20 protein-coding genes and 1 riboswitch are annotated in these 24,282 nt (G+C 74.5%); of the genes, 6 read left to right on the top strand and 14 right to left on the bottom strand.

Annotation, left to right across the window (positions count from 1 at the left end; translation table 11 throughout):
• Nucleotide 1: 1 nt before the first annotated feature.
• Nucleotides 2-1,738: a hypothetical protein gene (locus ASD18_RS10035; RefSeq protein WP_056090082.1), complete on the top strand. Its 1,737-nt coding sequence runs from the start codon at nt 2-4 to the stop codon at nt 1,736-1,738.
• 8 nt (nt 1,739-1,746) lie between these two features.
• On the opposite strand, the gene ASD18_RS10040 is transcribed toward ASD18_RS10035, so the two are convergent.
• The 5 genes from ASD18_RS10040 to ASD18_RS10060 are packed head-to-tail and all read right to left on the bottom strand — an operon-like array spanning nt 1,747 to nt 7,569.
• Nucleotides 1,747-4,338 (bottom strand): multicopper oxidase domain-containing protein, encoded by a 2,592-nt coding sequence (locus ASD18_RS10040; protein ID WP_056090085.1) that lies wholly within the window; start codon nt 4,336-4,338, stop codon nt 1,747-1,749.
• Entirely contained in the window at nt 4,335-5,456 is a 1,122-nt protein-coding gene (locus ASD18_RS10045) for a hypothetical protein (protein WP_056090088.1), read from the bottom strand. The genes ASD18_RS10040 and ASD18_RS10045 overlap by 4 nt, the downstream gene beginning before the upstream one ends.
• A 22-nt stretch (nt 5,457-5,478) precedes the next feature.
• The gene (locus ASD18_RS10050; protein ID WP_082573733.1) at nt 5,479-5,805 is read right to left on the bottom strand and encodes a DUF2249 domain-containing protein; all 327 of its coding nucleotides are present in this window, start codon (nt 5,803-5,805) and stop codon (nt 5,479-5,481) included.
• A gap of 60 nt (nt 5,806-5,865) precedes the next feature.
• Nucleotides 5,866-6,534: a metalloregulator ArsR/SmtB family transcription factor gene (locus tag ASD18_RS10055; RefSeq protein WP_056090091.1), complete on the bottom strand. Its 669-nt coding sequence runs from the start codon at nt 6,532-6,534 to the stop codon at nt 5,866-5,868.
• A gap of 30 nt (nt 6,535-6,564) precedes the next feature.
• Nucleotides 6,565-7,569 carry a ketopantoate reductase family protein gene (locus ASD18_RS10060; RefSeq protein WP_056090094.1) on the bottom strand — a complete coding sequence of 335 codons (1,005 nt, stop codon included), beginning with the start codon at nt 7,567-7,569 and terminating at the stop codon, nt 6,565-6,567.
• A gap of 194 nt (nt 7,570-7,763) precedes the next feature.
• On the opposite strand from ASD18_RS10060, the gene ASD18_RS10065 reads away from it, so the two are divergent.
• Nucleotides 7,764-10,370, top strand: coding sequence for a phosphoenolpyruvate carboxylase (locus ASD18_RS10065; protein WP_082573735.1), 2,607 nt, complete (start codon nt 7,764-7,766; stop codon nt 10,368-10,370).
• 11 nt (nt 10,371-10,381) lie between these two features.
• Here ASD18_RS10065 and ASD18_RS10070 read toward each other — a convergent pair whose 3' ends face one another.
• The 3 genes from ASD18_RS10070 to ASD18_RS10080 all read right to left on the bottom strand — a co-directional run bounded on the left by ASD18_RS10070 (nt 10,382) and on the right by ASD18_RS10080 (nt 13,299).
• Nucleotides 10,382-11,128 carry a ferredoxin reductase gene (locus ASD18_RS10070; protein WP_056091996.1) on the bottom strand — a complete coding sequence of 249 codons (747 nt, stop codon included), beginning with the start codon at nt 11,126-11,128 and terminating at the stop codon, nt 10,382-10,384.
• Nucleotides 11,129-11,175: 47 nt separating this feature from the next.
• A complete protein-coding gene (locus ASD18_RS10075) occupies nt 11,176-11,778 on the bottom strand; it encodes a sulfite oxidase-like oxidoreductase (protein WP_056090101.1) in 603 nt (200 codons plus the stop codon).
• Between the two features lie 138 nt (nt 11,779-11,916).
• Nucleotides 11,917-13,299, bottom strand: coding sequence for a DEAD/DEAH box helicase (locus ASD18_RS10080; RefSeq protein WP_056090104.1), 1,383 nt, complete (start codon nt 13,297-13,299; stop codon nt 11,917-11,919).
• 212 nt (nt 13,300-13,511) lie between these two features.
• Here ASD18_RS10080 and ASD18_RS10085 point away from each other — a divergent pair, with 212 nt between their 5' ends.
• The 3 genes from ASD18_RS10085 to ASD18_RS10095 are packed head-to-tail and all read left to right on the top strand — an operon-like array spanning nt 13,512 to nt 17,498.
• On the top strand, nt 13,512-14,264 hold the full coding sequence (locus ASD18_RS10085) for an ABC transporter ATP-binding protein (RefSeq protein ID WP_056090107.1): 753 nt from the start codon (nt 13,512-13,514) through the stop codon (nt 14,262-14,264).
• Nucleotides 14,264-16,810 carry an ABC transporter permease gene (locus ASD18_RS10090; RefSeq protein ID WP_056090110.1) on the top strand — a complete coding sequence of 849 codons (2,547 nt, stop codon included), beginning with the start codon at nt 14,264-14,266 and terminating at the stop codon, nt 16,808-16,810. Before ASD18_RS10085 ends, ASD18_RS10090 begins: the two co-directional genes overlap by 1 nt.
• Before the next feature lie 43 nt (nt 16,811-16,853).
• The gene (locus ASD18_RS10095) at nt 16,854-17,498 is read left to right on the top strand and encodes a hypothetical protein (protein WP_056090113.1); all 645 of its coding nucleotides are present in this window, start codon (nt 16,854-16,856) and stop codon (nt 17,496-17,498) included.
• Here ASD18_RS10095 and ASD18_RS10100 read toward each other — a convergent pair.
• The 5 genes from ASD18_RS10100 to ASD18_RS10120 are packed head-to-tail and all read right to left on the bottom strand — an operon-like array spanning nt 17,495 to nt 21,998.
• On the bottom strand, nt 17,495-18,370 hold the full coding sequence (locus ASD18_RS10100; protein ID WP_056090117.1) for a CHAD domain-containing protein: 876 nt from the start codon (nt 18,368-18,370) through the stop codon (nt 17,495-17,497). The genes ASD18_RS10095 and ASD18_RS10100 overlap by 4 nt on opposite strands.
• A gap of 40 nt (nt 18,371-18,410) precedes the next feature.
• Nucleotides 18,411-19,208, bottom strand: a complete 798-nt coding sequence (locus ASD18_RS10105) for an energy-coupling factor transporter transmembrane protein EcfT (RefSeq protein WP_056090120.1) — start codon at nt 19,206-19,208, stop codon at nt 18,411-18,413.
• Nucleotides 19,205-20,782, bottom strand: a complete 1,578-nt coding sequence (locus ASD18_RS10110; RefSeq protein WP_056090123.1) for an ABC transporter ATP-binding protein — start codon at nt 20,780-20,782, stop codon at nt 19,205-19,207. Before ASD18_RS10110 ends, ASD18_RS10105 begins: the two co-directional genes overlap by 4 nt.
• Nucleotides 20,779-21,384 carry an ECF transporter S component gene (locus ASD18_RS10115; RefSeq protein WP_056090128.1) on the bottom strand — a complete coding sequence of 202 codons (606 nt, stop codon included), beginning with the start codon at nt 21,382-21,384 and terminating at the stop codon, nt 20,779-20,781. Before ASD18_RS10115 ends, ASD18_RS10110 begins: the two co-directional genes overlap by 4 nt.
• On the bottom strand, nt 21,381-21,998 hold the full coding sequence (locus ASD18_RS10120; RefSeq protein WP_056090131.1) for a YkoF family thiamine/hydroxymethylpyrimidine-binding protein: 618 nt from the start codon (nt 21,996-21,998) through the stop codon (nt 21,381-21,383). Before ASD18_RS10120 ends, ASD18_RS10115 begins: the two co-directional genes overlap by 4 nt.
• Nucleotides 21,999-22,129: 131 nt before the next feature.
• A riboswitch (TPP riboswitch) is annotated at nt 22,130-22,247 on the bottom strand.
• A 99-nt stretch (nt 22,248-22,346) separates the two neighbouring features.
• Here ASD18_RS10120 and ASD18_RS10125 point away from each other — a divergent pair.
• Nucleotides 22,347-24,077, top strand: coding sequence for a hypothetical protein (locus ASD18_RS10125; protein WP_235522317.1), 1,731 nt, complete (start codon nt 22,347-22,349; stop codon nt 24,075-24,077).
• On the opposite strand, the gene ASD18_RS10130 is transcribed toward ASD18_RS10125, so the two are convergent.
• The gene (locus ASD18_RS10130) at nt 24,064-24,267 is read right to left on the bottom strand and encodes a hypothetical protein (protein ID WP_235522318.1); all 204 of its coding nucleotides are present in this window, start codon (nt 24,265-24,267) and stop codon (nt 24,064-24,066) included. The two genes, ASD18_RS10125 and ASD18_RS10130, sit on opposite strands and share 14 nt — an antisense overlap.
• Nucleotides 24,268-24,282: the final 15 nt, after the last annotated feature.

Genomic DNA, 24,282 nt, shown 5'->3' on the forward strand with positions numbered 1-24,282 from the left:
CATGGCCTCGATCACCACGTTCTCGCGGCTGGAGCCCGAGCCGCTGCGGCCGGACGTCATCGACGGCGCCACGGCGCCCGTGCAGGACCCCCTGTGGCTGCTGGCCCGGCAGTGGCAGGTCGGCGAGTTCGCGGGTCATGACGGCGGCACCCCGGTCGTGGCGCGCTGGCGCGGCGAGGCCGCCCGACCGACGCGCTTCGTCGCCGGCCCGGTCCCGGCCGAGACGACGCTGCAGGCACCGCGGTTCGACGCCATGGCGGCCCCGCTCGAGACGCTCCTCGAGCGTGCCGGAGCGCCGCTGCCGACCACCGCGGAGTCCGCGGACGGGCTGCGCCTCGCCGTCGACACGGGGCGCCTGTTCCTGCGGGTCCTCGCCCAGCAGACCACGTCGCGCGACTACGGCCCCGACGTCGTGCGGGCGTTCGCGGTGGCGGAGCCCGCGCCGGAGGTGCTGGCGACCCTCGACCCCGCGACCGCCGGCTACGCGCGGCTGCACGCCGGCCGGAGCGTCGACGGGCGGCGGTTGCGCGGCGAGCTGCAGGGCCGGGACCTGCTCCGTCTCGGGGTCGAGATCGCCCAGGCCGACCGCGCCGAGCTCCGGGCGGCCGGAGCCGACTGGCTGCGGCTGGTCGCGGAGCTGTTCGCGGACGCGGACCCTGACGCGACGAGCTGGCAGCCCACCCGTTTCGAGCACACCGCGTCGTTCGCCACCCGCACGCCCGCCGAGCCGACGAGCGAGACGACCCTGACCGCCCACCGGTACGACAGCGACACCCTCGACTGGTACGAGCTCGACGTCAACGGGGACGTGAACCTGGGGACGACGTCCGCGGAGGTCGGCCGGGCGGTCACCCGGACGGTCATGCCGGCGCCCGTGACCGCCCCCGGCCTGCCCGCCCGCCGGTTCTGGGAGCTCGAGGACGGCCGGCTCAACCTCGCGGCGCTCCAGCCTGCCGAGACGGACCTGGGTCAGGTGCTCCTGATCGAGACCCTCTCGGGCTACGGGAACGACTGGTTCGTCATCGGGGTGGAGCTGCCGGTCGGCCACCTGGTGTCGTCGACGTCGCTGGTGGTCACGGACACGTTCGGTGCCCGCACGCTCCTGCTGCCGCACGGCCACCGGCGGCTCGTGTCGCCGCGCCAGTGGGGGCTCTTCCAGCACTCCAGCCCGTCGAGCGACGGGTCGGAGGGCGTCCCGGTCACCAACCTGCTCTACCTGGCGCCGCGCCTCGCCCAGCCCCTCGTGGGCCCTGTCGTGGAGCAGGTGGTGCTCGCCCGGGACGAGCAGGCCAACCTCGGCTGGGCCGTCGAGCAGCTGCAGGAGTCGCCGCTCCAGGTGGGTGTGGAGCTGAGCGCGGCGCGGCCGCCCGACCCACCGGGCGACCCCGACGTCGCGCCCGACTACCACCTGGCCCAGGCGCCGCCGCCCCACTGGGTACCGCTGCTGCCGGTCCGCGTCGACGGCACCGAGCAGGTCGTGCTGGCGCGCGGGTCGGTGCTCGACCTGACCGGCGAGCGCCGCGTCGTCAGCAGCGTGACCCGGCTGCTCGGCGGCGGCCCGGACGGCTCCCTGCTGATCCCCGAGGAGGAGGTGCCCAGCGGCGGCATCGTCGTGCAGCGGACCTACCAGTCGGCGCGCTGGGTGGACGGGTCGCTGCACGTGTGGGCCGCCCACCGGACCAAGGTGAGCACCGGCCTGCCGCCCAGCGGGGTGCGGTACGACTTCCTGGTGGAGTAGCCCGTGGTTCAGGGACCGTCGGTGACCGTGACGACCCCGCGGGCACCCCGCTCGGCGTCCGACATGACGTGGCTGACGAAGGGGTAGTGCCCCGCCTCGGTGAACGTGACCTCGACGAACCCGCCCTGGGCGGCGGCCAGGTCGAGCGCCTGCGAACCGCCCGTCCCGGTGCTGCCGCCGTCCCGGAGCAGGTACTCGCCCTCCTTGAAGACGGCGTGGAACTGGCCGCCGACCACGTGGAAGGAGGTCCCGACGTCGGGCCCGGCCGCCAGGACCCAGAACCGCACGGTCTCGCCCGTGCGGGCCACCAGCGGTCGCGCGGCGTACTGGTCGGCGTAGCCGTTGAAGACGACGAGATCGTGCCCACGAGCCTGCAGCTTCGCGGGGTCCACCTCGCCGCCCTGCGCGCCGAGGTACAGCTCCGACTGGACCAGCGCGTACTCGTGGTCCACGGGAGCCAGACCGGGCGGGTCGATGACAACGGCCCCGAACATGCCGTTGGCGATGTGCATCGACATGGGCATCGTCGAGCAGTGGTAGAGCCAGATGCCCGACCGCGTGGCGGTGAACGTGTAGGTCAGGCGGCCACCCGGCTGGATGGTCCGCATCACCTCGTCGGGGCTGATGCCGCCTGCGTGGAAGTCGACGGAGTGCCCCACCGTGCCCTCGTTCACCAGGGTGATCTCGAAGACGTCTCCGACGGTGCCGCGCAGCGTCGGCCCGGGGGCGGTGCCGTCGAAGGTCCACAGGGTCTGCGTCACGCCGGGGGCGACCTCGGTCTCCACGTCCCGCACGGTGAGGGTGCGGCGGTGCACGGTGGTGGTTGGCGCAGGCGCCAACGCCGCGTCGCGGGCCACGAAGGCGGAGCCGGGCTCACTCATCGGGTCGAGGTCGTCGGCAGCGGAGCCCTCGGTGGCGGCGACGTCGTGAACGGCGTGGCCGGGAGCGCCGACCGCGACGATCTCGAGGTCCATGCCGAGCAGGCGATGGCCGGCGATCGAGCACCACCCCTGCACGTCGGATCCGACGGCGCCGGTCGTCACCACCGTGCTCGCGCCCGGCTCGAGCGACGGCGACACCAGCCCGGTCTCGAGCACGAGGTTGTGCACCATGTCGTCGCGGTTGGTCAGGGTGATCACGAGCTCGTCGCCCACCGGCACCTCGACACGGTCGGGCACGAAGCGGGTGTCCACCATCTCGACGGCGACCTCGGTGGTGTGCCCGGTCGCGCGCACGGGTGCACCGGCCTGCGCCGAGGCGGTCACCGCGCCGATGGACGGGGGATCGACGACGATGCCCGCGGTCACCGTGAGCAGCACGGCGGCCGCGGCCACGAGGATCCGGCCAGTCGCGCGCGGCGCGGGGACGAGGGTCCGCTCTCCGGGCGCCACGCGCACGAGCGGGAGGGCGCGGACCCGCCGGTTGGTGCGCAGGGCGCGGGCGAAGAGCACCAGGAAGCTGGCCATGCAGCCCACCACCAGCAGCGACAGTGCCGCGGTCAGGCTGCTGCTCACGGGCAGCAACGACACGCCGAGCGCGGCGTTGACGGTGACGACCCGGAACAGGCCGCCCCGGTCGAGCTCGGCCGCGGTGGCCTTGGCCGCGGCGGGGCCGCCGCCGAGCACGACGGGCACCAGGTAGCTCAGCGCCCCCAGGAGCACCTGCGCGGCGAAGCCCACGGCGAGGTACGGCACGAGCGCCTCGACGCGGGCGGCGGCGACGGTCCAGCTGGGGGCGAGCGCCACCTGCACGGCGAACCCGAGCGTGCAGAGGGCGAACCAGACCAGCGCGGCGCCCAGGCTCCAGCCGGCGAAGGTCACGGCGGGTGCCCGCCGCAGGTGGCCGACGGCTTCCCGGAGCACCCCGGCGAGCGCGACCAGGTAGACCAGCACGCCCAACGTCACCACGAGGCGCAGGTCCGCCAGACAGCCGACCGCCAGCAGCCCGAGGCCGCTCACCAGCACCGGCAGGGTCGGCCCGGCGGCCGCGGTCGCTGCCTCGATCCTGGTGTGCAGCACGGTGGGCCACAGCAGGGCGATGGTCCCGATGACGGCCAGCCCCACCCAGCCGAGCAGGTTGAGGCCGAGGTGCCCGAGGAACAGGCGCTCGTAGTCCTCGCCGCCCCCGTCCAGTCGGGCCATGAGAACCCCGAGCGTGACCCCCACCGCGAGCATCAGGGCGCTGGCGGCGTAGTAGCGGACCAGGGGGGAGAACCGGGCCGGGAGCGCGCCGCGCGACTGGCCCACGATCACCACGGCGTGCGCGACGGCGTTCAGGCCGACGAGGACGCCCCCGGCGAGCACGAGCCCGAACGCGTCGACCACCATGCCGGTCATCACCAGGACGGCACCGACCGTGTGGGCCGCCAGGCGCAGACCCAGCGAGAGCCGGTGACCCAGGGCGCGACGCCGGAGCAGGGTGTCCGCGAAGTGCTGGCTCCAGATCAGGATCGCGGTGCTCACCGCGCCGAGCAGCAGGAGGTGCACGAGCAGCCAGCCCGACGACGGCACCGTGCGGTGCAGCAGGGTGCCGAGCGCCGCCGCCAGCAGCCAGGCCGGCACCAGGATGCCCGTGAGGACGTGCCACATCCGGTCCCTCATCGCGTCCCCCTCAGCACGGACGCGACGGCGACCACCACGAACAGGAGCACCGCGACGATGTTGAGCGCCCCACCCCACTGCACCAGGGCCGGGTGACCGTAGGCGTCACCGAGCAGCACGCGAGCGAGCAGGGAGACGTGCAGCAGCGCCGCCGGCACGTACATGACCGGGCGGTACGGCAGCGGGCGGCGCAGCACCGCGGGAAGGATCGTCGGGGCGTGCGCCATGATCATCGACATCACGAAGCCGAGGAACACGGCGTGCATCATCGCGTCGTACGCGGGGCCGCCGTAGACCGGCCCCTGCACCAGCCAGATGCCGCCCACGACCACCAGCCAGACGTAGCCCGCCAACAGGCAGCACGCCATGTAGCGCGGCAGCCCGGCGGAGCGCACGGTGCGGGTGGCGACGTCGTGCCGGGACAGCCAGCCCACCAGGGCGAGCAGGCCGAGACCGAGGAGCGGGTACCCGGCGACGGGGAGGACGAGCGACACGACCGCACCCGCGGCGAGCCCGAGGCCGATGCCGAACAGCCACTGCTCGGCTTGCTGGTCCACCGACGGCGACAGGCGCGAGAGCTCGAGCCGCTCACCGGCGATCGTGAGCACCAGGTAGAGGATCAGCAGGGGGGCGAGCTGGGGGATACCGAGGCCACGCCACCACAAGGCGGTCGCCATCAGGCCCATCAGAGCGCCCACCACCTGCACCGCGGTGGCCACCGAGGACTGCCTGCGCCAGATGGCGGCGTAGGCGACCAGCAGCATGGCGCTGCCGCCCACCAGGGCGACCTGGCCCACGACCACCGGGAGCGGCGAGACGAGCGCGATGCCGCCCGCGCCGAGCAGGCCGGGCGCCAGATAGGCCCACGGCCGGCGCACCGCCACCGCCCGTTCGAGCGTGACCACGGTGCCGACGAAGCCGAACACCATCAGCGGACCGTGCACCTCGGCGAGCCGGAGCGAGTCGACGGGCGCCGCGAGGCCGAGGAGCACCAGGGCACCGTCGAGCCCCGCCAGCAGGGCGAACCCGCCGAGGAGCAGCAGGCCGAGGCGGGCGGGCACCCGGGGGCGCGTCGCCGTGCCGGTGCCGGGTCGCCGGGCAGGGCTGAGCGTCGTCATCCGTGGCGGGCCGGTGCCGGCGTCACTGCACGCGGGTGAGGCGGACCGTCCAGGCGTCGGGTCCGGTCTCCAGGTAGGAGACGGCGAAGTCCCCGGGGCGGCTGCGCTCCAGCTGCGCGAGCAGCGGCAGCGGGTCGTGCGGGGCGATGAGGTCGAGCGCGAAGCCGGGCTGGATCGCCCCGAGGGCGCCGAAGATCGACGCGTGCCGGATGGCGTGCGGGATCGTGCGGGCGTCGAGGACGATGCTCGGCGCGTCGTCGTGGCCGCACTCGCAGGCGTGCTCGACGGGGGACTCGGCGGCGACGGCGCCGGGGCGGTGGGCCGACAGGCTGATCGGTTCGGGGGGCATGGTTCCTCCTCGGCGGGTCAGGTGACCCCTGGGAACCAATTTAAGAGGAGTCTCGTCCTTTCAATAGGACGTTGGACCTACCCAGTCGTCCGGCAGGTCCACCAGGCACAGGTCCGGCTGCACGAACGGACGCAGCCAGAGGCCGTCGCCGTCGTGCCCCAGCGACCGGGCGACACCCCGCAGCAGCCCCAGGTGCACCGAGCAGACGACGTCGGGGTGCGCTCGGGCCTCGGTCCGGAACGGGCAGGCGGGCAGCGCGATGGTGCTCTCGGCAGCGCGCAGCTCCGGCTCGAAACCGATCTCGGTGAGCATCCCCATCAGCGGCGGGACCGGGTCCGCCTCCGCCCCCGTCGCGTACTGCGCCGACCACTGCTCGCCGGCCCGCACCGCACGGGCTCGGCCGCCGTCGCCGTCCTCGCCGATCACCGCGGCGAGCGCGTGGGTGAGCTGCTGCTGAGCCTCCTCGGGGGGCTGCGGGACGGCGACTGCGCGGTACAGGACCTGCGGTCGGCCGCGCCGGCCCGACCGCGCGACCTGCCGGGACACGAGCCCGGCGGCCTCCAGCTGGTCGAGGTGGAAACGGGCCGTCGTGACGTGCACCCCGACACCGACGGCCACCGTGAGGGCGTCCAGAGCGTCGGGGGACTCGCTGAGCATCGCGAGCACACGGCGGCGCGGTTCGCTGGCCAGGGCGGCGTGCCACGCCTCACTCTGCGCGGTCGGGACCATGAATTGACAGTAACAGCGTGCATTCAAAGATCAGGTCCGGGCGGCCTCCGTGAGGAGCTCCGCTGCGGTCGTCGCACCGGGGCGGGCGCCCGCAGCCGACGCCTGCCGCGCACGCCGCTGGAGGACCGCGTTCACCGGGGTCGGCACGCCGTGCAGCCGGCCCAGCAGGACGATCTCGCCGTTGAGGTGGTCGGACTCGATCGATCCCGTCCCGCGCGCGAGGGACTGCCAGGACGACCCGCCCCCGCGCTCCTGACCGGGCAGGCGGTCGACGCGGAACCCGGCGCGGGCGGCGTCGTGCACCGCGTCGTCGAGGGTGACGATCCCGGCGGCGCGCAGGACCGCGCGGCCCTCGGCGTCCGCACGTGCGGCGAGGTCGCGGACGTCGTCGTCCCGGAGCGAGCCGCAGAGCGCCTCGACGGCGTTGGCGAGGTTGGTGAGCAGCTTCGTGTACTTCCAGGCCATGACGTCCGCGGCCACGGGTGCACGGAAGCCCGCGTCCTCGAGCTCCTGCGCGTAGCCGGCGAGCACGTCGTCCGCGTCCGTGGGCGGGGCCGCCGCGTGGCCGACCGTGAGGACTCCGGGCACCGGTGTGCCGCCGGCGCTGACGCGCCCGGGCTCGAGGAAGGTGGCCGGGAGCCAGACGCACATGGCGATCACCCGGGCGAAACGGCGCAGGGCCGCGCGCTCGTTGTCCACCCCGTTCTGCGCGCAGACCACCGCGAGCCGCTCGGCAGCGGTCCCGCCGCCGGCGACCGGACGGTCGGACCAGGCGGCGAGCGCGTCGGCGGTGTCCTGGCTCTTCACGGCGAGCACCAGCACGTCGCCGGCGCGGAGGTCGACGTCGTCGGGACCGGCGGCGACCACGGGCCGCACGCGCACCGTCCCCGCCGCGGTCGTGACCTGGAGCCCGTCGGCGCGCAGCGCGGCCAGCTGACGCCCGCGGGCGACCAGGACGACGTCCTTGCCGACGCTCGCGAGCAGCCCGCCGACCACGCCGCCGACCGCACCCGTCCCGATGATGATGTGTCGCACCGGCCCACCGTAGGCAGTCGCGGGGGCCGCCGCCGCGCCCGCGCGTCGACTACGTCACACTGCCCATCGCCTGGACGCACGGGCACCCATCGTGGTGCGTGCCCTAGTTTTGGCCCGTGACTGCACCTCTTCCGCCGAGCGACGCCGTCCAGAGCTCTGCCCAGAGCCCCGCGAGCCACGAGATCCCCGAGCCGATGCGCAACGACGTCCGCGTGCTGGGCGAGTTCCTCGGCCGGGTGCTGCGCGAGGCGGGCGGCGAGGACCTGCTGGCCGACGTCGAGGCGCTGCGCGAGCTCGCCATCCGCGCCCACAACGGTCCGGACGCCGAGGCGCTGGCGCAGGCCGAGGAGCTCGTCGCCGGGTTCTCCCTCGCGCGCGCCGAGCAGGTCGCCCGGGCGTTCACCTGCTACTTCCACCTGGCCAATACCGCGGAGGAGTACCACCGCGTACGCGTCCTGCGGGAGCGCGAGGCCAGCCTCCAGCCGCACCACCTGGCGCCCGACGACTCGCTGCCGGCCGCCGTGGCGCAGCTGGCCGACGAGGTCGGGGAGGACGTGGCACGCCAGCGGCTCGCCGAGCTCGAGTTTCGGCCGGTGTTCACCGCCCACCCGACCGAGGCCCGCCGCCGCGCGGTCTCCAGCGCGATCCGCCGCATCGCAGAGCTCGTCGCCGAGCGGGACCTGCGGTACATCGGCGGGATGTCGCTCGCGGAGAACGACCGCCGGCTGCTGAGCGAGATCGACACGCTCTGGCGCACGGCCCCGCTGCGGCAGGCCAAGCCGTCGGTGCTCGACGAGGTCCGCTCCGTCATCAACGTGTTCGAGGCGACCCTCGCCGACGTGCTGCCGGCCGTCTACCGACGCCTCGACGACTGGCTGCTGGCCGACGCCGCGGGGACGACGGCTCCCGCCGTGCGCCCGTTCGCCCGGCTCGGCACGTGGATCGGCGGGGACCGGGACGGCAACCCGAACGTCACCGCGCAGATCACCGAGGACGCCGCAGCGATGGCGTCCGAGCACGCGCTGCTCGAGCTGGAGGCCTCCGCCCGCAAGTCGGCCCATGGACTCACCCTCGACGGCTCGGGGACACCCGCCTCGCACGAGCTCGGAGCGCTGTGGCAGAAGCAGCGCGGGCTGTCCGCGACCCTGGCGGCACGGATCGCCGGCGACGCCCCGAACGAGCCGCACCGTCGGGTGGTCTACTTCCTCGCGGAGCGCATCGCGGCCACCCGGACCCGGAACGCCGACCTCGCCTACGGGGACGCGACGGAGCTCGAGGCCGACCTCGCCGTGGTGCAGCGCTCGCTGGCCGAGGCCGGCGCCAACCGCGCGGCCTACGGCGACCTCCAGCGGCTGATCTGGCAGGTGCAGACCTTCGGGTTCCACCTGGCCGAGCTCGAGGTCCGGCAGCACTCGCAGGTGCACGAGGGTGCGCTGGCCGACCTGCGCGCGCACGGCATCGACGGCACCCTCGAGCCCCGCACGGTCGAGGTCGTCGACACGTTCCGCGCCATCGGGGCCGTGCAGCGGCGCTACGGCGTGCTGGCCGCCCGCCGCTACATCGTCTCGTTCACGCAGTCCGCCGAGCACCTGGCCGCCGTGTACGAGCTGGCGGAGCTGACGTTCGCGGGCATGGACGCGCCGGTCATCGACGCGGTGCCGCTGTTCGAGACGTTCGCGGACCTCGAGGCCAGCGTCGACATCCTCGACGGCGCCCTCCAGCTGCCGCAGGTGCAGCGGCGGCTCGCGGAGAACGGGCGACGCGTCGAGGTCATGCTCGGCTACTCGGACTCGTCCAAGGACGTCGGCCCGGTCTCCGCCACCCTCACGCTGGACACCGCGCAGCGCAGGATCACCGAGTGGGCGCGACGCAACGAGATCGTGCTGACCCTGTTCCACGGCCGCGGCGGCGCGCTCGGGCGTGGTGGCGGTCCCGCCAACCGCGCTCTCCTCGCGCAGCCCCCGGGGTCGGTCGACGGCCGGTTCAAGCTCACCGAGCAGGGTGAGGTCATCTTCGCCCGCTACGGCGACCCGGTGATCGCGGCGCGGCACATCGAGCAGGTGGCCGCGGCGACGCTCCTGGCCGGCGCGCCCTCGGTCGAGCGCCACAACGCGGCCGCGACCGAGCGGTTCGCGCCCCTCGCCGCGCAGCTCGACGAGACGTCCCGCGTCCGGTTCCACGAGCTGGTCAAGGCGCCGGGCTTCCCGCAGTGGTTCGCCGAGGTCACGCCGCTCGAGGAGGTCGGCATGCTGCCGATCGGCTCGCGCCCGGCTCGGCGAGGCCTGTCGGTGGAGTCGCTCGACGACCTTCGGGCGATCCCGTGGGTGTTCTCCTGGTCGCAGGCCCGCATCAACCTGGCCGGCTGGTACGGCCTGGGCACCGCGCTGGAGACGGTCGGCGACCTCGACGAGCTGCGCACCGCGTACGCGCAGTGGCCGCTGTTCGCCACCATGATCGACAACGTCGAGATGTCCCTGGCCAAGACCGACGAGCGCATCGCGGAGCGGTACCTCGCCCTCGGCGACCGGGACGACCTGGCCCAGCAGGTGCTGGACGAGATGGCCCTGACGCGCCGCTGGGTGCTCGCCATCACCGACAGCGAGGCGATCCTGTCCCGCCGCCGGATCCTCGGCCGTGCCGTCCAGCTGCGCAGCCCGTACGTGGACGCGCTGTCCCTGCTCCAGCTCCGCGCGCTGCGCGGCCTGCGCACGGGCGACGCCCCCGAGCAGGCCGACGACCTGCGCCGCCTCCTGCTGCTCACCGTCAACGGCGTCGCGGCCGGCCTGCAGAACACCGGCTGACCAGCACCGTCCTACGGGCCGGTCGGTCCGAAGCGCTCGGTCCGGATCCGCTCCGGGTCGTGCCCGAGGTCGACCAGCGTGTCGGCGACCGTCTCGACGAACGGCGTCGGCCCGCAGATGAACACGTGCGCGCGCTCGTCGGGCGGGAAGCACGCGGCCTCCAGCAGTGCCGGGTCGATCCGTCCGACGCGGCCGGCCCACCCGTCGGGTCCGCGGCGCGTCCACACGCGGGTGAGGGCGACGTCGGAGCCGAGGGACTCAAGCTCGTCGGCGTAGATCGCGTCCTGCGGCGTCCGGACCGACACGACCAGGCGGAACGGCGCCACGCTCCGGGCCAGCCGGCGGGTCCGGAGCATCGACATGAGCGGCACCAGGCCCGATCCGCCCGCGATCAGCTGCACGGGGTGCGGGTCGGTCGGCTGCCACACGAACCAGTGGCCCACGGGACCGCGGAGCTCCACCTGGTCGCCCACCTGGAGGTCCTCCGTGAGGTACGGGGACACCTCGCCGTCGTCGACGACCTGCACCGTGAGCGCGATCCGGCTGTCGTGGCCGGCCGGATCAGGGGGCACGCCGGGCAGCCCCATGGTGCCGGGGGAGGCCAGCGAGTAGGAGCGCTGCGTGGAGTAGCCGTCCTCCGCGGTCAGCCGGATGTCGACGTGCTGGCCGGCCAGGGCGCCCCGCCAGCCGGGGACGTCCAGCTCGAGGGTCATGGCGGTCGGGGTCTCGGCGGTGCGGGCGACGAGCGTCCCGACCATCCAGGGCAGTGCGTACAGCTCGGTGTCGGAGGAGGGAGTGCTCACGCTCAGTCTCCCCAGTACCGCTGCTCCTTCCAGGGGTCTCCGTAGGCGTGGTACCCGAGCCGCTCCCAGAACCCCCAGCTGTCCTCGGTCAGGAGGTCGAGGCTGCGCACCCACTTCGCGGACTTCCAGAAGTACAGGTGCGGGATGAGCAGCCGGGCGGGACCGCCGTGCTCCGGGGCCAGCGGCGCGCCGTCGTACTGGTACGCGATCCACGCCTTGCCCCCGCGCAGGTCCGCCAGCGGCACGTTGGTGGTGTACCCGCCGTCGCAGTGCGCCATCGCGTACTGCTCCTCGGGCGCGAGCTCGACCCCGTCCAGCAGCGTGTCCAGCGAGATGCCACGCCACGCGGAGTCGAGCTTGGTCCACTTGGTGACGCAGTGGATGTCCTTGACGATGTCGTCGTGCGGCAGGTGCGTGAGCTCCGACCAGGTCCAGCTGGCGCGGGTCGCCCCGCCGGACGTGATGGCGAACGTCCAGGTGGACAGGTCGGCGCGCGGGGTCGGGCCGGCCGACAGGACGGGGAAGCCACGCTCGAGGTACTGGCCGGGCGGGATGCGGGGGTCGGTCTCGCGCTTGCCGCGGAACCCGCGGGAGATGATCGCCATCAGACGGCCGTGCGGTTCGACATGGTCACTCCCGGGGTCGGAGACGCTCCGGCTCATCATGCGGCCCCGCCCGGTGGACGCGCCAGAGGCCGGTCCGCGATGCGGACCGGCCTCTGATCTGTGCGTTCGTCGGACGCGTCAGCCGCGCGAGTAGACGACGCGCGGGCCACCGGAGGCGGAACCGGAACCCCCGCTGGTGCCGCGGCCGCTGCCACCGCGGCGGCGACGCTGACCCGACGCGCCGGCCGAGGCCGCGGCTGCCGGGGCCCCGACGCGGCCTCGGCCGCGGCCACGACCCCCGCCACCGCCGCCTCCGGTGCTGGCGGTGACAGGCGGAGCGACGTACTTCACGTGCGCGGCGACCTCTCCGACGAGGCGCGTGAGCGTCGCGTCACCGGGGAAGACGGGCTTGGGCGTCGCCGTGATCTTGGCGGCACGGGTCAGCGCGCGGACGTCGCCGCGCTGCTCGGGCAGGACGATCGTGACGACGTCGCCGCCCGAGCCGGCACGCGCGGTGCGGCCGGAGCGGTGCAGGTACGCCTTGTGCTCGGCCGGCGGGTCCACGTGCACGACGAGCTCGATGTCGTCGACGTGGATGCCGCGCGCGGCGATGTCGGTGGCCACCAGGACCCGGACGGCACCGGACGCGAACGCCTCGAGGTTCCGCTCGCGGGCGCCCTGCGCCAGGTTGCCGTGCAGGTCCACGGCTGGGATGCCGTCCATGGTCAGCTGCTTGGCCAGCTTCTTTGCCTGGTGCTTGGTGCGCATGAACAGCAGGCGGCGGCCGGTGCCGGAGGCGAGGTGGTGGACGACCTGCTTCTTGGCGTCGGCGTCGCGGACCTCGAACAGGTGGTGGGTCATGGCGGCGACGGGCGACTCGGCGCTGTCGACGGAGTGCTCGACGGGGGAGGTCAGGTAGCGCTTGACCAGCTGGTCGACGCCCTTGTCCAGGGTGGCCGAGAACAGCAGGCGCTGGCCGGTCTTCGGCGTCTTGTCCATGATGCGCTTGACGCCCGGCAGGAAGCCGAGGTCGGCCATGTGGTCCGCCTCGTCGAGGACGGTGATCTGCACGTCGTCGAGCGTGAGGGCCTTCTGGTTGAGCAGGTCCTCGAGGCGGCCCGGGCAGGCAACGACGATGTCGACCCCGCCGTTGAGCGCGGACGTCTGCTTGCCCTGAGACACGCCGCCGAAGATGACGGTCGTGTTCAGACCCATCACCTTGGCCAGCGGGGCGATGGTGGCGTCGATCTGCGAGGCAAGCTCGCGCGTCGGGGCCAGCACGAGGGCGCGCGGGCGGCGGGCGGCCTTGCCCTTGCCCGCGGTGGCGGCGAGCCGCACGACGAGCGGGAGGGCGAACGCGAGCGTCTTGCCGGAGCCCGTGCGGCCGCGGCCGAGGACGTCCCGGCCGGCCAGCGAGTCGGGCAGCGTGGCGGTCTGGATGGGGAAGGGGGCGGTGATGCCCTGCGCCGTCAGTGCGGTGGACAGGGCAGAGGGCACGCCAAGTGCGGCGAACGAAGTCATAGATAGAGCCTCTCGGGGCTTGGTCGGGGTCCGCCGCCAGAGCAACCAGAGCGAGTGCTCCGGGGGACCTCCACGACGCGGGGCGCGCAGGTTCGCGCAGCCCTTGGTGTCCCCACCCTCTCACACGACATGTCTCGCGGGGGCTCGCGGTGTCGAGCGTCACAAGGGACGATCGGACCCAACAGCCCCCGCACCAGGAGGAACGCACCCCGATGACCGAGACTGCGACCGCCGGTGTGATCGCCTCCGCGCACGACCTGGTCAAGGTCTACGGGGCGGGGCCGACCGCCGTGCGGGCGCTCGACGGGGTGGACGTGGACCTGGTCCGCGGGGAGCTCACGGCGATCATGGGGCCGTCGGGGTCGGGCAAGTCGACGCTCATGCACTGCCTGGCCGGGCTGGACCGGCCGACGTCGGGCACCGTGGTGGTGGACGGCCAGACCGTGAGCAGCATGTCCGAGCGGAGGCTCACGGCGCTGCGCCGCACCCGCGTCGGCTTCGTGTTCCAGGCCTACAACCTGGTGCCGACGCTCACCGCGCTGGAGAACATCACGCTGCCGCTCGACATCGCGCGAAGGCCCGTCGACCGCGCTCACCTCGACCTGGTCGTGCAGACGCTCGGGCTCACGGACCGGCTCGGCCACAAGCCGACGGAGCTCTCGGGCGGCCAGCAGCAGCGGGTCGCGTGCGCGCGGGCCCTCGTCGCCCGTCCGGCGGTGGTGTTCGCCGACGAGCCGACCGGCAACCTCGACAGCACGTCCGCGGCCGAGGTGCTCGGCTTCCTGCGCGGCAGCGTGGACGACCTCGGGCAGTCCGTGGTGATGGTGACGCACGACCCGACGTCCGCCGGGTACGCCCACCGGGTGCTGTTCCTCGCCGACGGCCGGGTGGTGGGGGAGCTGCGGGACCCGACCGCCGAGTCCGTGCTCGCCGCCCTGGCGGCCCTGCGCGTCGGCGCCCCCTGATGGTCCGCGTCGCCCTGCGTGGGGTGCGGGCGCACCTCGTGCGGTTCTGCCTCTCGGTGCTCGCGGTCGCGCTGGGCGTCGCCTTCGTGGCGGGGACGTTCGCGCTGCGGACCATGCTCGGGTCCACGTTCACCGACATCGTCGCGACGACCACCCTCGGCGACGCCTACGTGCAGGGTGCCGAGCCGGCCGGAGGTACCGGTGGACCGGACCGGATCAGCCCCGAGGTGCGCAACCCGGTGCCCCTGACGCTGGTCGACGAGCTCGAGGCGGTCGACGGCGTCGCCGCGGTGCTCCCGGACCTGCAGGGGCCGCTCGTCCTGGTCGGAGCCGACGGCACCGCGGTGCAGAGCACCCAGGCGCCGAGCTTCGGGTTCGCGTACGACCCTCGGGACCGGGCCGTGGACGTCGTCGCCGGGAGGGCGCCGGAGGGTGCCGACGAGATCGGGGTGGAGTCGGCGACGCTGCGCGCGTCCGGGCTCGCGATCGGCGACGGGACACGGGTGGTGCTGGGCGGCGAGGTCCGGCCCGTCACGGTGGTCGGTGAGATGGGGCTCGGGTCGGCGCTGGCCGGCGCGACGGTCGTCTTCCTCGACGCCGGCACGGCGGCGGCCGCGTTCGCGCCGGACGGGACGGTCGCCACCATCTCGGTGCTGGCGGAGGACGGGCTCACCGAGCAGCAGCTGGTGGACCGGCTCGCTCCCGTGGCCGCGGCGTCGGCGGTTCCGGCGGAGGCGGTGACCGGGGACGAGGTGCGCGCGGAGGCGACCGAGAACATCCTCACGATCCTCGGGTTCATCACCACGTTCCTGCTGGTGTTCGCCGGGATCTCGCTGTTCGTCGGCGGCTTCATCATCGCCAACACGTTCTCCATGTGGGTGCGGCAGCGGACCCGCGAGCTCGCCCTGCTGCGCGCGGTGGGGGCGTCACCGCTGCAGGTGTTCTCCTCGATCGTGCTGCAGGCCGCGATCGTCGGGGTGGTCGGCGCGGTGCTGGGCGTGGCCGGCGGGCTCGGTCTCGTCGTGCTCCTCCGTGCGGTGCTCGGCACGTTCGGGATGCAGCTGACCGGTCGGGTGCCGCTGGACGGGTTCACCCTGGTGGTCTCGGTGCTGGTCGGCACGCTGGTGAGCGTGGTGGCCGCGGCCGTGCCGGCCCGTCGCGCCGCGCTGGTCCCGCCGGTGGAGGCGCTGCGCGACGAGGTCGCTCTGCCGGAGCGCTCGCTCGTCCGCCGTGCGGTGCTCGGCGTGACGCTCGTGGTGGCGGGCATCGGCGCCGTCGCGCTCGCGCTCCTCGACCCCACGGCCGACCACGCGGGAGCCGTGCTGGGCTGCGGGGCGGGCGCCGTGGTGCTCGGCGTGCTGACGGCGTCCCCGGTGCTGGCGCGCGGGTTCCTTCGGGTGGCCTCCCTGCCCGTCGCCGGGTGGCGGCCGGTCGGTCCGCTGGCGCGGGGCAACGTCACCCGGAACCCGCGCCGCACCGCGAACACCGCCGGTGCGCTCATGGTCGGGATGGCCCTGGTCGGGGCCGCGGCGGTGATCGCGGCGACCACGCAGGCGTCGACCAGCGCGATCGTCACGCACGAGGCCACCACCGACTACATCCTGCGCGGCGCCGCCCAGGGCACGGTGCCCGAGCAGGCGGTGGCCGACGTGCGTGCGCTGCCGGGCGTCCGGGCGGCGGACACGTTCGCCACGGCCGGCGTCCTGGTCGGCGACTCCACGTTCGCCGTCACCGGCATCGACCCCACGGCCGTCGGTCGCAGCATCCGGACCGAGGTGGTCGAGGGGGAGTTCCCCGGAGCGCTGGCAGCGGGAGAGGTCGCCGTGCAGCGGACGACGATGGACGACGAGGACTGGTCGCTCGGGCAGGAGCTCACGCTCGTCGGCTCGTCGGGGGCGGACACCCTCACCATCGGCGCGGTCATCGACTCGCCCGCGTTCGGCGTGCCGTTCGTCGTGTCGCAGACGGTGCTCGACTCCCTCTTCGCTCCCGACGAGCAGCGGCTGACCACCGTGTTCGTCACGGCGGCCGACGGTGCCGACGTCGCGGCCCTGCGGGGGGAGCTCACCGCGGCCGTCCGGCCGTACGTCGTGGTGTCGGTGATGGACAGCGACGAGTTCGTCTCCGACCTGGCCGCGCAGGTGGACCGCGTGCTCGTGATCCTCTACGCGCTGCTGGGCCTGTCGGTCGTCATCGCCGTGCTCGGCATCGTCAACACGCTCGCCCTGTCGGTCATCGAGCGGACCCGGGAGATCGGGCTGCTCCGCGCGGTCGGGCTGGGCCGCCTGCAGCTGGGCACGACGATCACGCTGGAGTCGGTCCTCACCGCGGTGTTCGGCACGGCGGTGGGGCTGGTGATGGGGGTCGCGCTCGCCGCCACCCTGCCCACCGTCTTCGCCGACGTGGGGCTGCGGACGCTGGCGATCCCGTGGGCCAGCATCGGCCTCATGCTCGCGCTCGCAGTCGTCGTCGGGGTGGTCGCCGCGCTGTGGCCCGCGGTCCGCGCGGCGCGACTGCCGGTCCTCGACGCGGTCAGCACCGAGTAGCGATGTGCACGCCGCCGGTGACCTCGGCAGATACCCTCGGAGGGTGAGCGACACCGGGTACGGCGACTTCGAGTTCGAGCGTCGGTTCTGGGCGCGTGACGTGCCCGCGGACCTGCTCGACGCCGCACCCGCCCTCATCGTGCAGAGCTACGTCCTGGCCGACGCCGGCTTCGCCATCCGCGTCCGGGTGCAGGCCACGGTGGACGGGCTGGCGCTCGAACCGGGGCTCGACGAGCTCACGATCCTGGAGCGGTACGCGGACCAGATGGACTTCTGCGCGATCACCGTCAAGGGGCCCATGAACGAGGGGACCCGCTACGAGGCCGAGCGCGAGCTCGACGTCTCCGTGGGCCTCGAGCTGGTGCGCCGCGGCGGTGCCAGGGTGGCCAAGACGCGGCACTCGGTCTGGCTCGGCGACGACGGCTGGGTGGTCGACACGTTCGCGGGCGGGAACGCGCCGCTCGTGGTCGCCGAGGTGGAGCGCGGCGGGCCGGTCACGGACCTGACGATCCCCGACTTCTGCGTGACCGAGCTGACGTCCGACCCGCGGTTCTCCAACGACGCGCTCGCGGGTGCGCCCTACGGCACGTGGGCGGCCGCGTACGAGGCCGAGCTGGCGAGCGTCGGCCCGCGGTTCCTGCAGAGCCTCGGGCACAACCACCGCCCGGGTGAGCACCCCTCCGACTAGCGCGTCCACCGGCGGTGACCGCGTCGGACTGCCTTGCGCACGGGCGTCATCGCCGCCCGCTCCGCCTCCTGTGCGGCCGCGTGCTCGAGCGCGTGCAGGCGTCCGTGCGTGAACGTGCTCTCGCCGTCGAGCTCCGCCTGGTGCGCGAGCCGGCGCAGCGTCTCCTGGCGCACCACTGCGTCGTGCTGGGTCCCGAGGACCTCCTGCACCCGGTGCGCTCGCCTGGCGCTGCGCCGCGCGGCAGGCCCGACGACCGGCACCGCGACCTCGCTGGCGTACCGCGCGCGCCGCGCCGCCTTGCGGACCTCGTGCAGTGCCTCGTCACGGTCCACCCCGGAGGGTGCCTGCGCAGCCAGCTCCACGGCCCGGTCGAGTCGCCTCCACGCCCGGCGTGCGCGGCGCGGCAGGAACGTCGCGGCGTCGCGATCAGCCTGAGGGCCCCCGGGAAGGTCGGTGGAGAGCGTCGCGACGAGCGCGCCGAACCGGGCCGACGCGAGCCAGGCGTCGACCTCGTCCTGCGCGAGGAGGCGGGCGGCGGACCGGTCCTCGTCGATCCGGTGCTCGATGGGTCCGACGACCAGGTCGGGGTCCTCGTGCGCCAGCCTGCGCAGCAGGGCGTGCCGCTCGACGTGGGGGTCCCGGGCCGCCCCGAGCGCCCGCCCGAGCTCGGCGAGCTCGTCCCGCAGGGGGTCGGTGACCGTGCGGTCCAGGGCCGGACGGTAGACCGAGAGCACCGCGCGCAGCCGGCGGGTGACCACCCGGGCGTCGTGCACGGCGTCGTCCTCGCCGGCCCGGACGGCGGGCGCGGCAGCGAGCAGGCGCTCCAGCTGCACCGCGACGTACGCCTGCACGACCTCGCCCGCGGTCTCCATGCGTCGAGGTTGGCACAGCCGGAGGGCCGCACGCGGTGATTCAGACCGTGTCCCAGGTCCGCAGCACCCCGACGTGCCACGACGCCAGCACCACGAGCGCGCAGACGCCCAGCACGACGGCGGCGAACACGGCGTCACGCCGGTCCAGCGCGACGGGCCGGTGCACGGTCCGCGGGCCCGAGCCGAGGCCGCGGGTCTCCATCGCGATCGCCATCCGCTCGCCCTGCCGGAGCGCGACGACCAGCAGGGTGAACGCCGCCCGGGTGAGCGATCCGGGGTCGCGGGGCAGGGTGCCCGCACGGCGCCGCGGATCGCGCACGGACTGCGCCTGGCGGATCGTCATCCACCGCTCCGGGAGGTCCTCCAGCACGCGGTAGCCCGCGAGCACGGCGAACGTGGGGCGCGCCCCGAGCCGGGCGTGCTGGTGCAGGCTCGTCATGAGGCGGGCGCCGTCGGTGGTCAGGCTGAACGCGACGGCGAGGATGCCGACCAGCACGGTGCGCAGCGCGAGCGCCGCGCCGATGGCGACGCCCGTGCCGGTCACCTCGAGCCCGAGCACCTCGGCGACGACCGGACCGTCGCGCGTGACGGCGTTCACGGCGAGCAACGAGCACGCGAAGGGGCCGAAGAGCAGGGCCGCGGCACCGAGCGTCTGCCACGGGATCCGGCCCGCCGCGAGGACGGCGGGCACCGCGACGACGAGCAAGGCCAGCGGCGTCCACGGGTCGACCGGCACCAGCAGGAGGACCGACACGACGAAGAACACGGCGAGCTTGACCGTGGGGTTGCGGCGGTGCAGGAGCGAGTCGTGGGGCAGAGCCCGCCCGAGGCGGTTCACGCCGGCACCGACGTCGCCCGGTCGGCGGCGGCGTGCAGGGCGCGCAGCACGTCGCGCAGGCGGTGGTCGGTGGTCCGCCAGGCAGCGAGCACCGGGGGAAGGGGCAGCCCGGCCCGGGCGAGCAGCCCGTCGTCGGTGAGGACCGCATCCACCGGTCCGTGCGCGAGGACCTGCCCGCCGCGCAGCACCAGCACGTCGTCGGCGACCTCGCCCACCAGTCGCAGGTCGTGCGTGACGAGCACGACCCCGCGGCCCTCGTCCGCGAGCCGACGCAGCGAGTCCGCGCTGGCCGCGGACGTGCGCCGGTCCTGGCCGAAGGTCGGCTCGTCGGCGAGGAGCACGTCGTGCCCGCACACCGCCATCGCCGCGAGGGAGAGCCGGCGCTGCTGACCGCCCGACAGTCGGAAGGGGTCGCGGTCCTCCAGCCCGGTCAGGCGGTAGGCGTCCAGCGCACCGGCCACGCGGTCGTTGACGTCCGTCGCTCGCGCGCGCCGCGGTCCCCACGTGATCTCGTCGCGGACCGTGCGGGCGAGGAACTGGTGCTCCGGGTGCTGGAAGACGAGCCCCACCGACCCGCCGGACACCGTCCCGGCCGCCGGGAGGAGGCCGGCGAGCGCGAGGAGCAACGTGCTCTTCCCCGACCCGTTCAGGCCGACGACGGCGGTCACCCGGCCGGCGTGCACATCGAGGTCGACCCCGTCGAGGACGGTGCGAGACCCTCGCCGGACGGTCAGCCCACGGGCGCGCAGCACGCGGGGTCCCGACCTCGACGGGGAGACAGGGGCGACCGCGAGCTGCCCGAGGGCGCCCACGCCCGCCGCGGACAGCTCGGCGGACAGCGGCAACCACGTGCCCAGCTGCGCGAGGGTGCGGGAGTCGTCGTGCAGCACCTCCTGCGTCGCGCCGTCGGAGCGCACCCGGCCGTCCGGGCCGAGGACGAGCACCCGCGCGGGCAGCCGTCCGAGCTCGTCGAGCCGGTGCTCCACCATGACCGTCGACCGGTCGGCACCCGCGGCCGCTCGCACCGCCGCCGCGACCGCCCGCGCGGCTGCGGGATCGAGCAGGGCGGTCGGCTCGTCGAGCAGCAGCACCCGCGGGTCCGCCACCAGCGCCGCCGCGAGCGCGATCCGTTGCCCCTCGCCCCCGGACAGCTCGGCCGTGCGCCGGTGCGCCAGGTGCGCGGCGCCCACGGCCGCGAGCGTGCGCTCTACGGCCGGACCGATCAGCGCCGGGTCGACCCCGCGGTTCTCGAGCGCGAACGCCACCTCGTCGAGCACCGTGGGCAGGCAGAGCTGGTCGGCCGGGTCCTGGGTGAGGGTGCCCACCCTCGTGGCGAGGTCCGCGGTCGGGGTCGTCGTCGCGTCGAGCCCGGCCACCAGGACGTGGCCCGTGACCTGGGCGTCGACCACCTGCGGCACGATGCCGGCCAGCACGCGCAGCAACGTGCTCTTGCCCGCGCCGGACCCGGCGAGCACCAGCACCTGTTCGCCCGGCGCCACGTCGAGGTCCACGTCGCGCAGCACGGGCGAGGACGACCCGGGGAACGAGACGCCCAGACCGCGGACCTCGATCACGCGACGGGCACCGGGTTCGGCGTCGCCTGGCGGCGGGCGCGACCCAGCGGCGTGTTGTCGAGGACCCCCGTGCGGGCGAGGGCGTCGCCGATCAGCTTCGCCGCGACGCCGCACAGCAGGATCCCGCTGGCCACCTGCAGGCCCAGCCGCCACACGAACCAGTCCTGCGTGAGCCAGCCGAACCGGACGATGCCCAACGCGGTGCTGGCCAGGCCGGCCAGTGCTCCGGAGGCCACGAAGACGCCCCAGTCGTAGCGCCGGTACCGGGTCAGCGTGAACGCCAGCTCGGCGCCCGCGCCCTGCACCAGACCGACCACCAGGAGCATCGGGCCCACCGGGGAGGCGAGGAACACGACCTCGACCAGCGCGGCGGCCAGCTCGACGACGATGCCGACGCCCGGCCGCCGCACGATGTACAGCGCGAGGGGTGCGGCCACCATCCAGCCGCCGATGAGCACGTGCTGGGCGAGGTCGCCGAACGGGCCCATCGCGATCTGGAGCGCGATCCACGCCTGCACCAGCGCCCAGTACACGAACCCGGACACCACCGCGAGGACGGCCAGCAGGACCAGCTCGGACAGGGAGATCCGGCGGCGGTTCACCGGGCACCGGCCGACGGCGAGTGCATCGACACGGTGACGTGCGTGACCACGTGCCGGACGTGGCGCGCCGCCTCCAGCCAGCCCGCCGCGACCGCGGTGAGCACGTCGGACAGGTCTCCGTCGAGGCGTGTGACGAAGTGCTCCGGCGACGTCGTGGCCGCCGACCCGGCCGTGCCGATGGCGGCCATGATGTGCGCCAGGTGGTCGCCGCCGGCGTCGTCCAGCGGGTACAGGGCCCAGTGCGCACTCGCGGTCAGGCCCGTCGGGGCGAGCACCGGGACGGGGACGCGGTCCAGCAGGGCGTCGTCGGGCAGCTCACACGCCACCTCGCCCGGGCAGCCGCGCGACAGCAGGAGGTGCGCGACGACGTGCCACCGCGTCTCGCCCGCCGCGGCCAGGACCTCGTGCACGTAGCGGATGACGTCGCCCTCGCTGCCGCGCACGAACGTCGAGACGTCGTCGGTACGGACCGTCACGCGGGAGGTGTCAGCGGCGGCGAGCGCGCTGAGGATGACCTCGACGTAGTCGTCGCAGTGCGGGTGCAAGGAGAAGCGGGCACCGACGCCGAGCTCGGTGGCTCGTCGGTCGGCGAGGGGGCTGGTCAGGGTGCTCATCGGGTCCTCCGGTGTCGCGGCGGACCCCCGGGCAGCCGCACGAGGTCGCCGGCGCCGCGTGACGACGGGTCCGCCGGAAGGGCGCGCCGCAGCGCGACCGGCCCGGAGGACGCCGACCGCCGGCGCGCAGCCGACGACAGTGCCCTGCTCCCTACGCTGGCATGAACCAGATCAGGTTCCACGGGTCTGCGGGTGGGACGTGGTGTCCGGCCGCACTCTCAGCGCTCCTGCGCTCCCCGGGGGCTTGTCGACGCCGAACCTAGCCCTCCGACCGCGGGAGAGGGAACCCCGGTCCGGTTGCTGGGCACTCCTATGCTGTCCGTCGACCGTCGACCAGGAGGTAGAGCCGTGCCGCTAGGCCGACGACGCGCTGCGCTCGTGGTCGCCCTGCTGGCGCTGACGGGCTGCACGGACGACAGCACCCCGGTCGAGCCGACCCCGACGGCGTCGAGCACCCCGACGCCGACGCCGACCCCGACGGCGGCCACGGCCGAGGCGGGCGCACCGGCGGCGGCGGCCACTGTGCTCCCGGCCGCCACCGCGCAGGACGCCGCCCTCGAGGCGTCGCGCGCGGTGTTCGTGACCGCGCCGGTGGTGGTCGTCGCGCCGGCCGAGGACGTCGCGGCGCAGCTGACCGCCGCGTCGGCGGGGGTCGCGCTCGGTGCCCCGGTGCTGCTGACGACCGCCGGCGTGGACCCGGCGCCGCTGCTCGCCGAGATCGCGCGGCTCGACGCCCAGGCGGTGCTCGCGGTCGGCGCGGTGCCGTTCGCGCCACCGCGGTCGGTCGCCGTCGTCCCGGTCCCGGGCGGAGCGGACGCGGCCACGCTGCGCGCGGCGACCGGCGCCCGGTTCGGGGCGCCGACTCCGGTCGCGCCCGGGCAGGAGGCCGCAGCCGTGCGGGCGCTCGCGGCTCCTCAGCCGGCCGTGCTGGTGGTGCAGGGAGCACCGCCGACCCCGACCCCGTCGACGGCGTCCGTGTCGCCGACGCCCTCTCCGACGTCGTCCCCGTCGCTGCCGCCGACCCGTCCGCCCGCCGCGGTGGACGGCACGATCGCGCTCACCGGGGTCGGGGTGGACCCCGTCGCGGCGTTCGCGACCCTCCGTGCCGTCGGGATCCCGGTGCTCGACACCCCCGGCGGAGACCCGCGCGCCACGACGCCGGGCGTGCAGGCGATCGCCGCGGCCGCGCCGGACCACGCGATCGCGTTCGGCGCCGCGTTCGGCCCACCCGAGCTGCTGGCGAAGCGGCTGGCCGCCGCACGGACCGGTGCACTGCTCGGCGGTGGGGGGCAGCTCGTGTTCCCGCAGGTCCCGGGTGTGCCGGGCAAGAAGTACGTCGCCCTGTACGGCACCCCCGGGTCCGCGGCGCTCGGCGTGCTGGGGGAGCAGGACGTGCCTGCGACACTCGCTCGCGCCGACGCCACCGCGGCTCCCTACCGCACGCTCACCACCGACGCCGTGGTGCCGATGGTCGAGATCATCGCGACCATCGCCTCGGCCGGCCCCGGGGACGACGGCAACTACTCGCAGGAGCGGTCCGTCGAGGAGCTGCGTCCGCTGGTCGAGGCCGCGGGGGCGGCGGGCATGGCGGTCGTCCTGGACCTTCAGCCCGGTCGGACCGACTTCCTCACGCAGGCCCAGCAGTACGCCGACCTGCTCGCCCTGCCCTACGTCGGGCTCGCCCTCGACCCCGAGTGGCGTCTCGCCCCGGACCAGGTGCACCTGCGCCAGATCGGCTCCGTCGGCATCGACGAGGTGAACGGGGTCGTGGCGTGGCTCTCGGACTTCACCGCCCAGCACGCGCTGCCGCAGAAGATGCTGGTCCTGCACCAGTTCGCGGGCCGGATGATCACCGACCGGGCACGGCTGGACACCTCACGCGACGAGCTGGCGCTGGTGATCCACGTCGACGGGCAGGGCTCGCAGCCGGCGAAGGCGGGCACCTGGAACGCGCTGCGCACGGACGCGCCGCCGGTGCACTGGGGGTGGAAGAACTTCTTCGACGAGGACGTGCCGATGCTGGACCCAACGCAGACGTACCAGGTGCAGCCGGTGCCGGACCTGGTCAGCTACCAGTAGCCGGGCGCTCCACCAGGAACGTGCGGCCGGTGGCGTCGACCACGCGCTCGAACCCGGCCCGCAGCTCGGTGTCGCGGGCGACCTCGTCCTCGGTCAGCTGCTTGCGCGGCCCGCGGATGTTGCCCACCTGCGCGGGGCCCAGGTAGGTCAGCCACCACTCGGTCATGTCACGACGCCGCTTCTTCGGCACGAGCGCTCCTCGGTA

The sequence above is a fragment of the Cellulomonas sp. Root137 genome (genome assembly GCF_001426725.1).
Taxonomy (GTDB): domain Bacteria; phylum Actinomycetota; class Actinomycetes; order Actinomycetales; family Cellulomonadaceae; genus Cellulomonas.

What these genes read in the sequence shown, in the direction of transcription:
- ASD18_RS10090 (WP_056090110.1), top strand. Translation starts at nt 14,264, where the DNA reads ATGGTCCGCGTCGCCCTGCGTGGGGTGCGGGCGCACCTCGTGCGGTTC.
- ASD18_RS10055 (WP_056090091.1), bottom strand. Translation starts at nt 6,534, where the DNA reads ATGGTCCCGACCGCGCAGAGTGAGGCGTGGCACGCCGCCCTGGCCAGC.
- ASD18_RS10120 (WP_056090131.1), bottom strand. Translation starts at nt 21,998, where the DNA reads ATGAGCACCCTGACCAGCCCCCTCGCCGACCGACGAGCCACCGAGCTC.
- ASD18_RS10085 (WP_056090107.1), top strand. Translation starts at nt 13,512, where the DNA reads ATGACCGAGACTGCGACCGCCGGTGTGATCGCCTCCGCGCACGACCTG.
- ASD18_RS10050 (WP_082573733.1), bottom strand. Translation starts at nt 5,805, where the DNA reads ATGCCCCCCGAACCGATCAGCCTGTCGGCCCACCGCCCCGGCGCCGTC.
- ASD18_RS10065 (WP_082573735.1), top strand. Translation starts at nt 7,764, where the DNA reads ATGCGCAACGACGTCCGCGTGCTGGGCGAGTTCCTCGGCCGGGTGCTG.
- ASD18_RS10100 (WP_056090117.1), bottom strand. Translation starts at nt 18,370, where the DNA reads ATGGAGACCGCGGGCGAGGTCGTGCAGGCGTACGTCGCGGTGCAGCTG.
- ASD18_RS10075 (WP_056090101.1), bottom strand. Translation starts at nt 11,778, where the DNA reads ATGGCGATCATCTCCCGCGGGTTCCGCGGCAAGCGCGAGACCGACCCC.
- ASD18_RS10070 (WP_056091996.1), bottom strand. Translation starts at nt 11,128, where the DNA reads ATGGTCGGGACGCTCGTCGCCCGCACCGCCGAGACCCCGACCGCCATG.
- ASD18_RS10045 (WP_056090088.1), bottom strand. Translation starts at nt 5,456, where the DNA reads ATGACGACGCTCAGCCCTGCCCGGCGACCCGGCACCGGCACGGCGACG.
- ASD18_RS10035 (WP_056090082.1), top strand. Translation starts at nt 2, where the DNA reads ATGGCCTCGATCACCACGTTCTCGCGGCTGGAGCCCGAGCCGCTGCGG.
- ASD18_RS10040 (WP_056090085.1), bottom strand. Translation starts at nt 4,338, where the DNA reads ATGAGGGACCGGATGTGGCACGTCCTCACGGGCATCCTGGTGCCGGCC.
- ASD18_RS10080 (WP_056090104.1), bottom strand. Translation starts at nt 13,299, where the DNA reads ATGACTTCGTTCGCCGCACTTGGCGTGCCCTCTGCCCTGTCCACCGCA.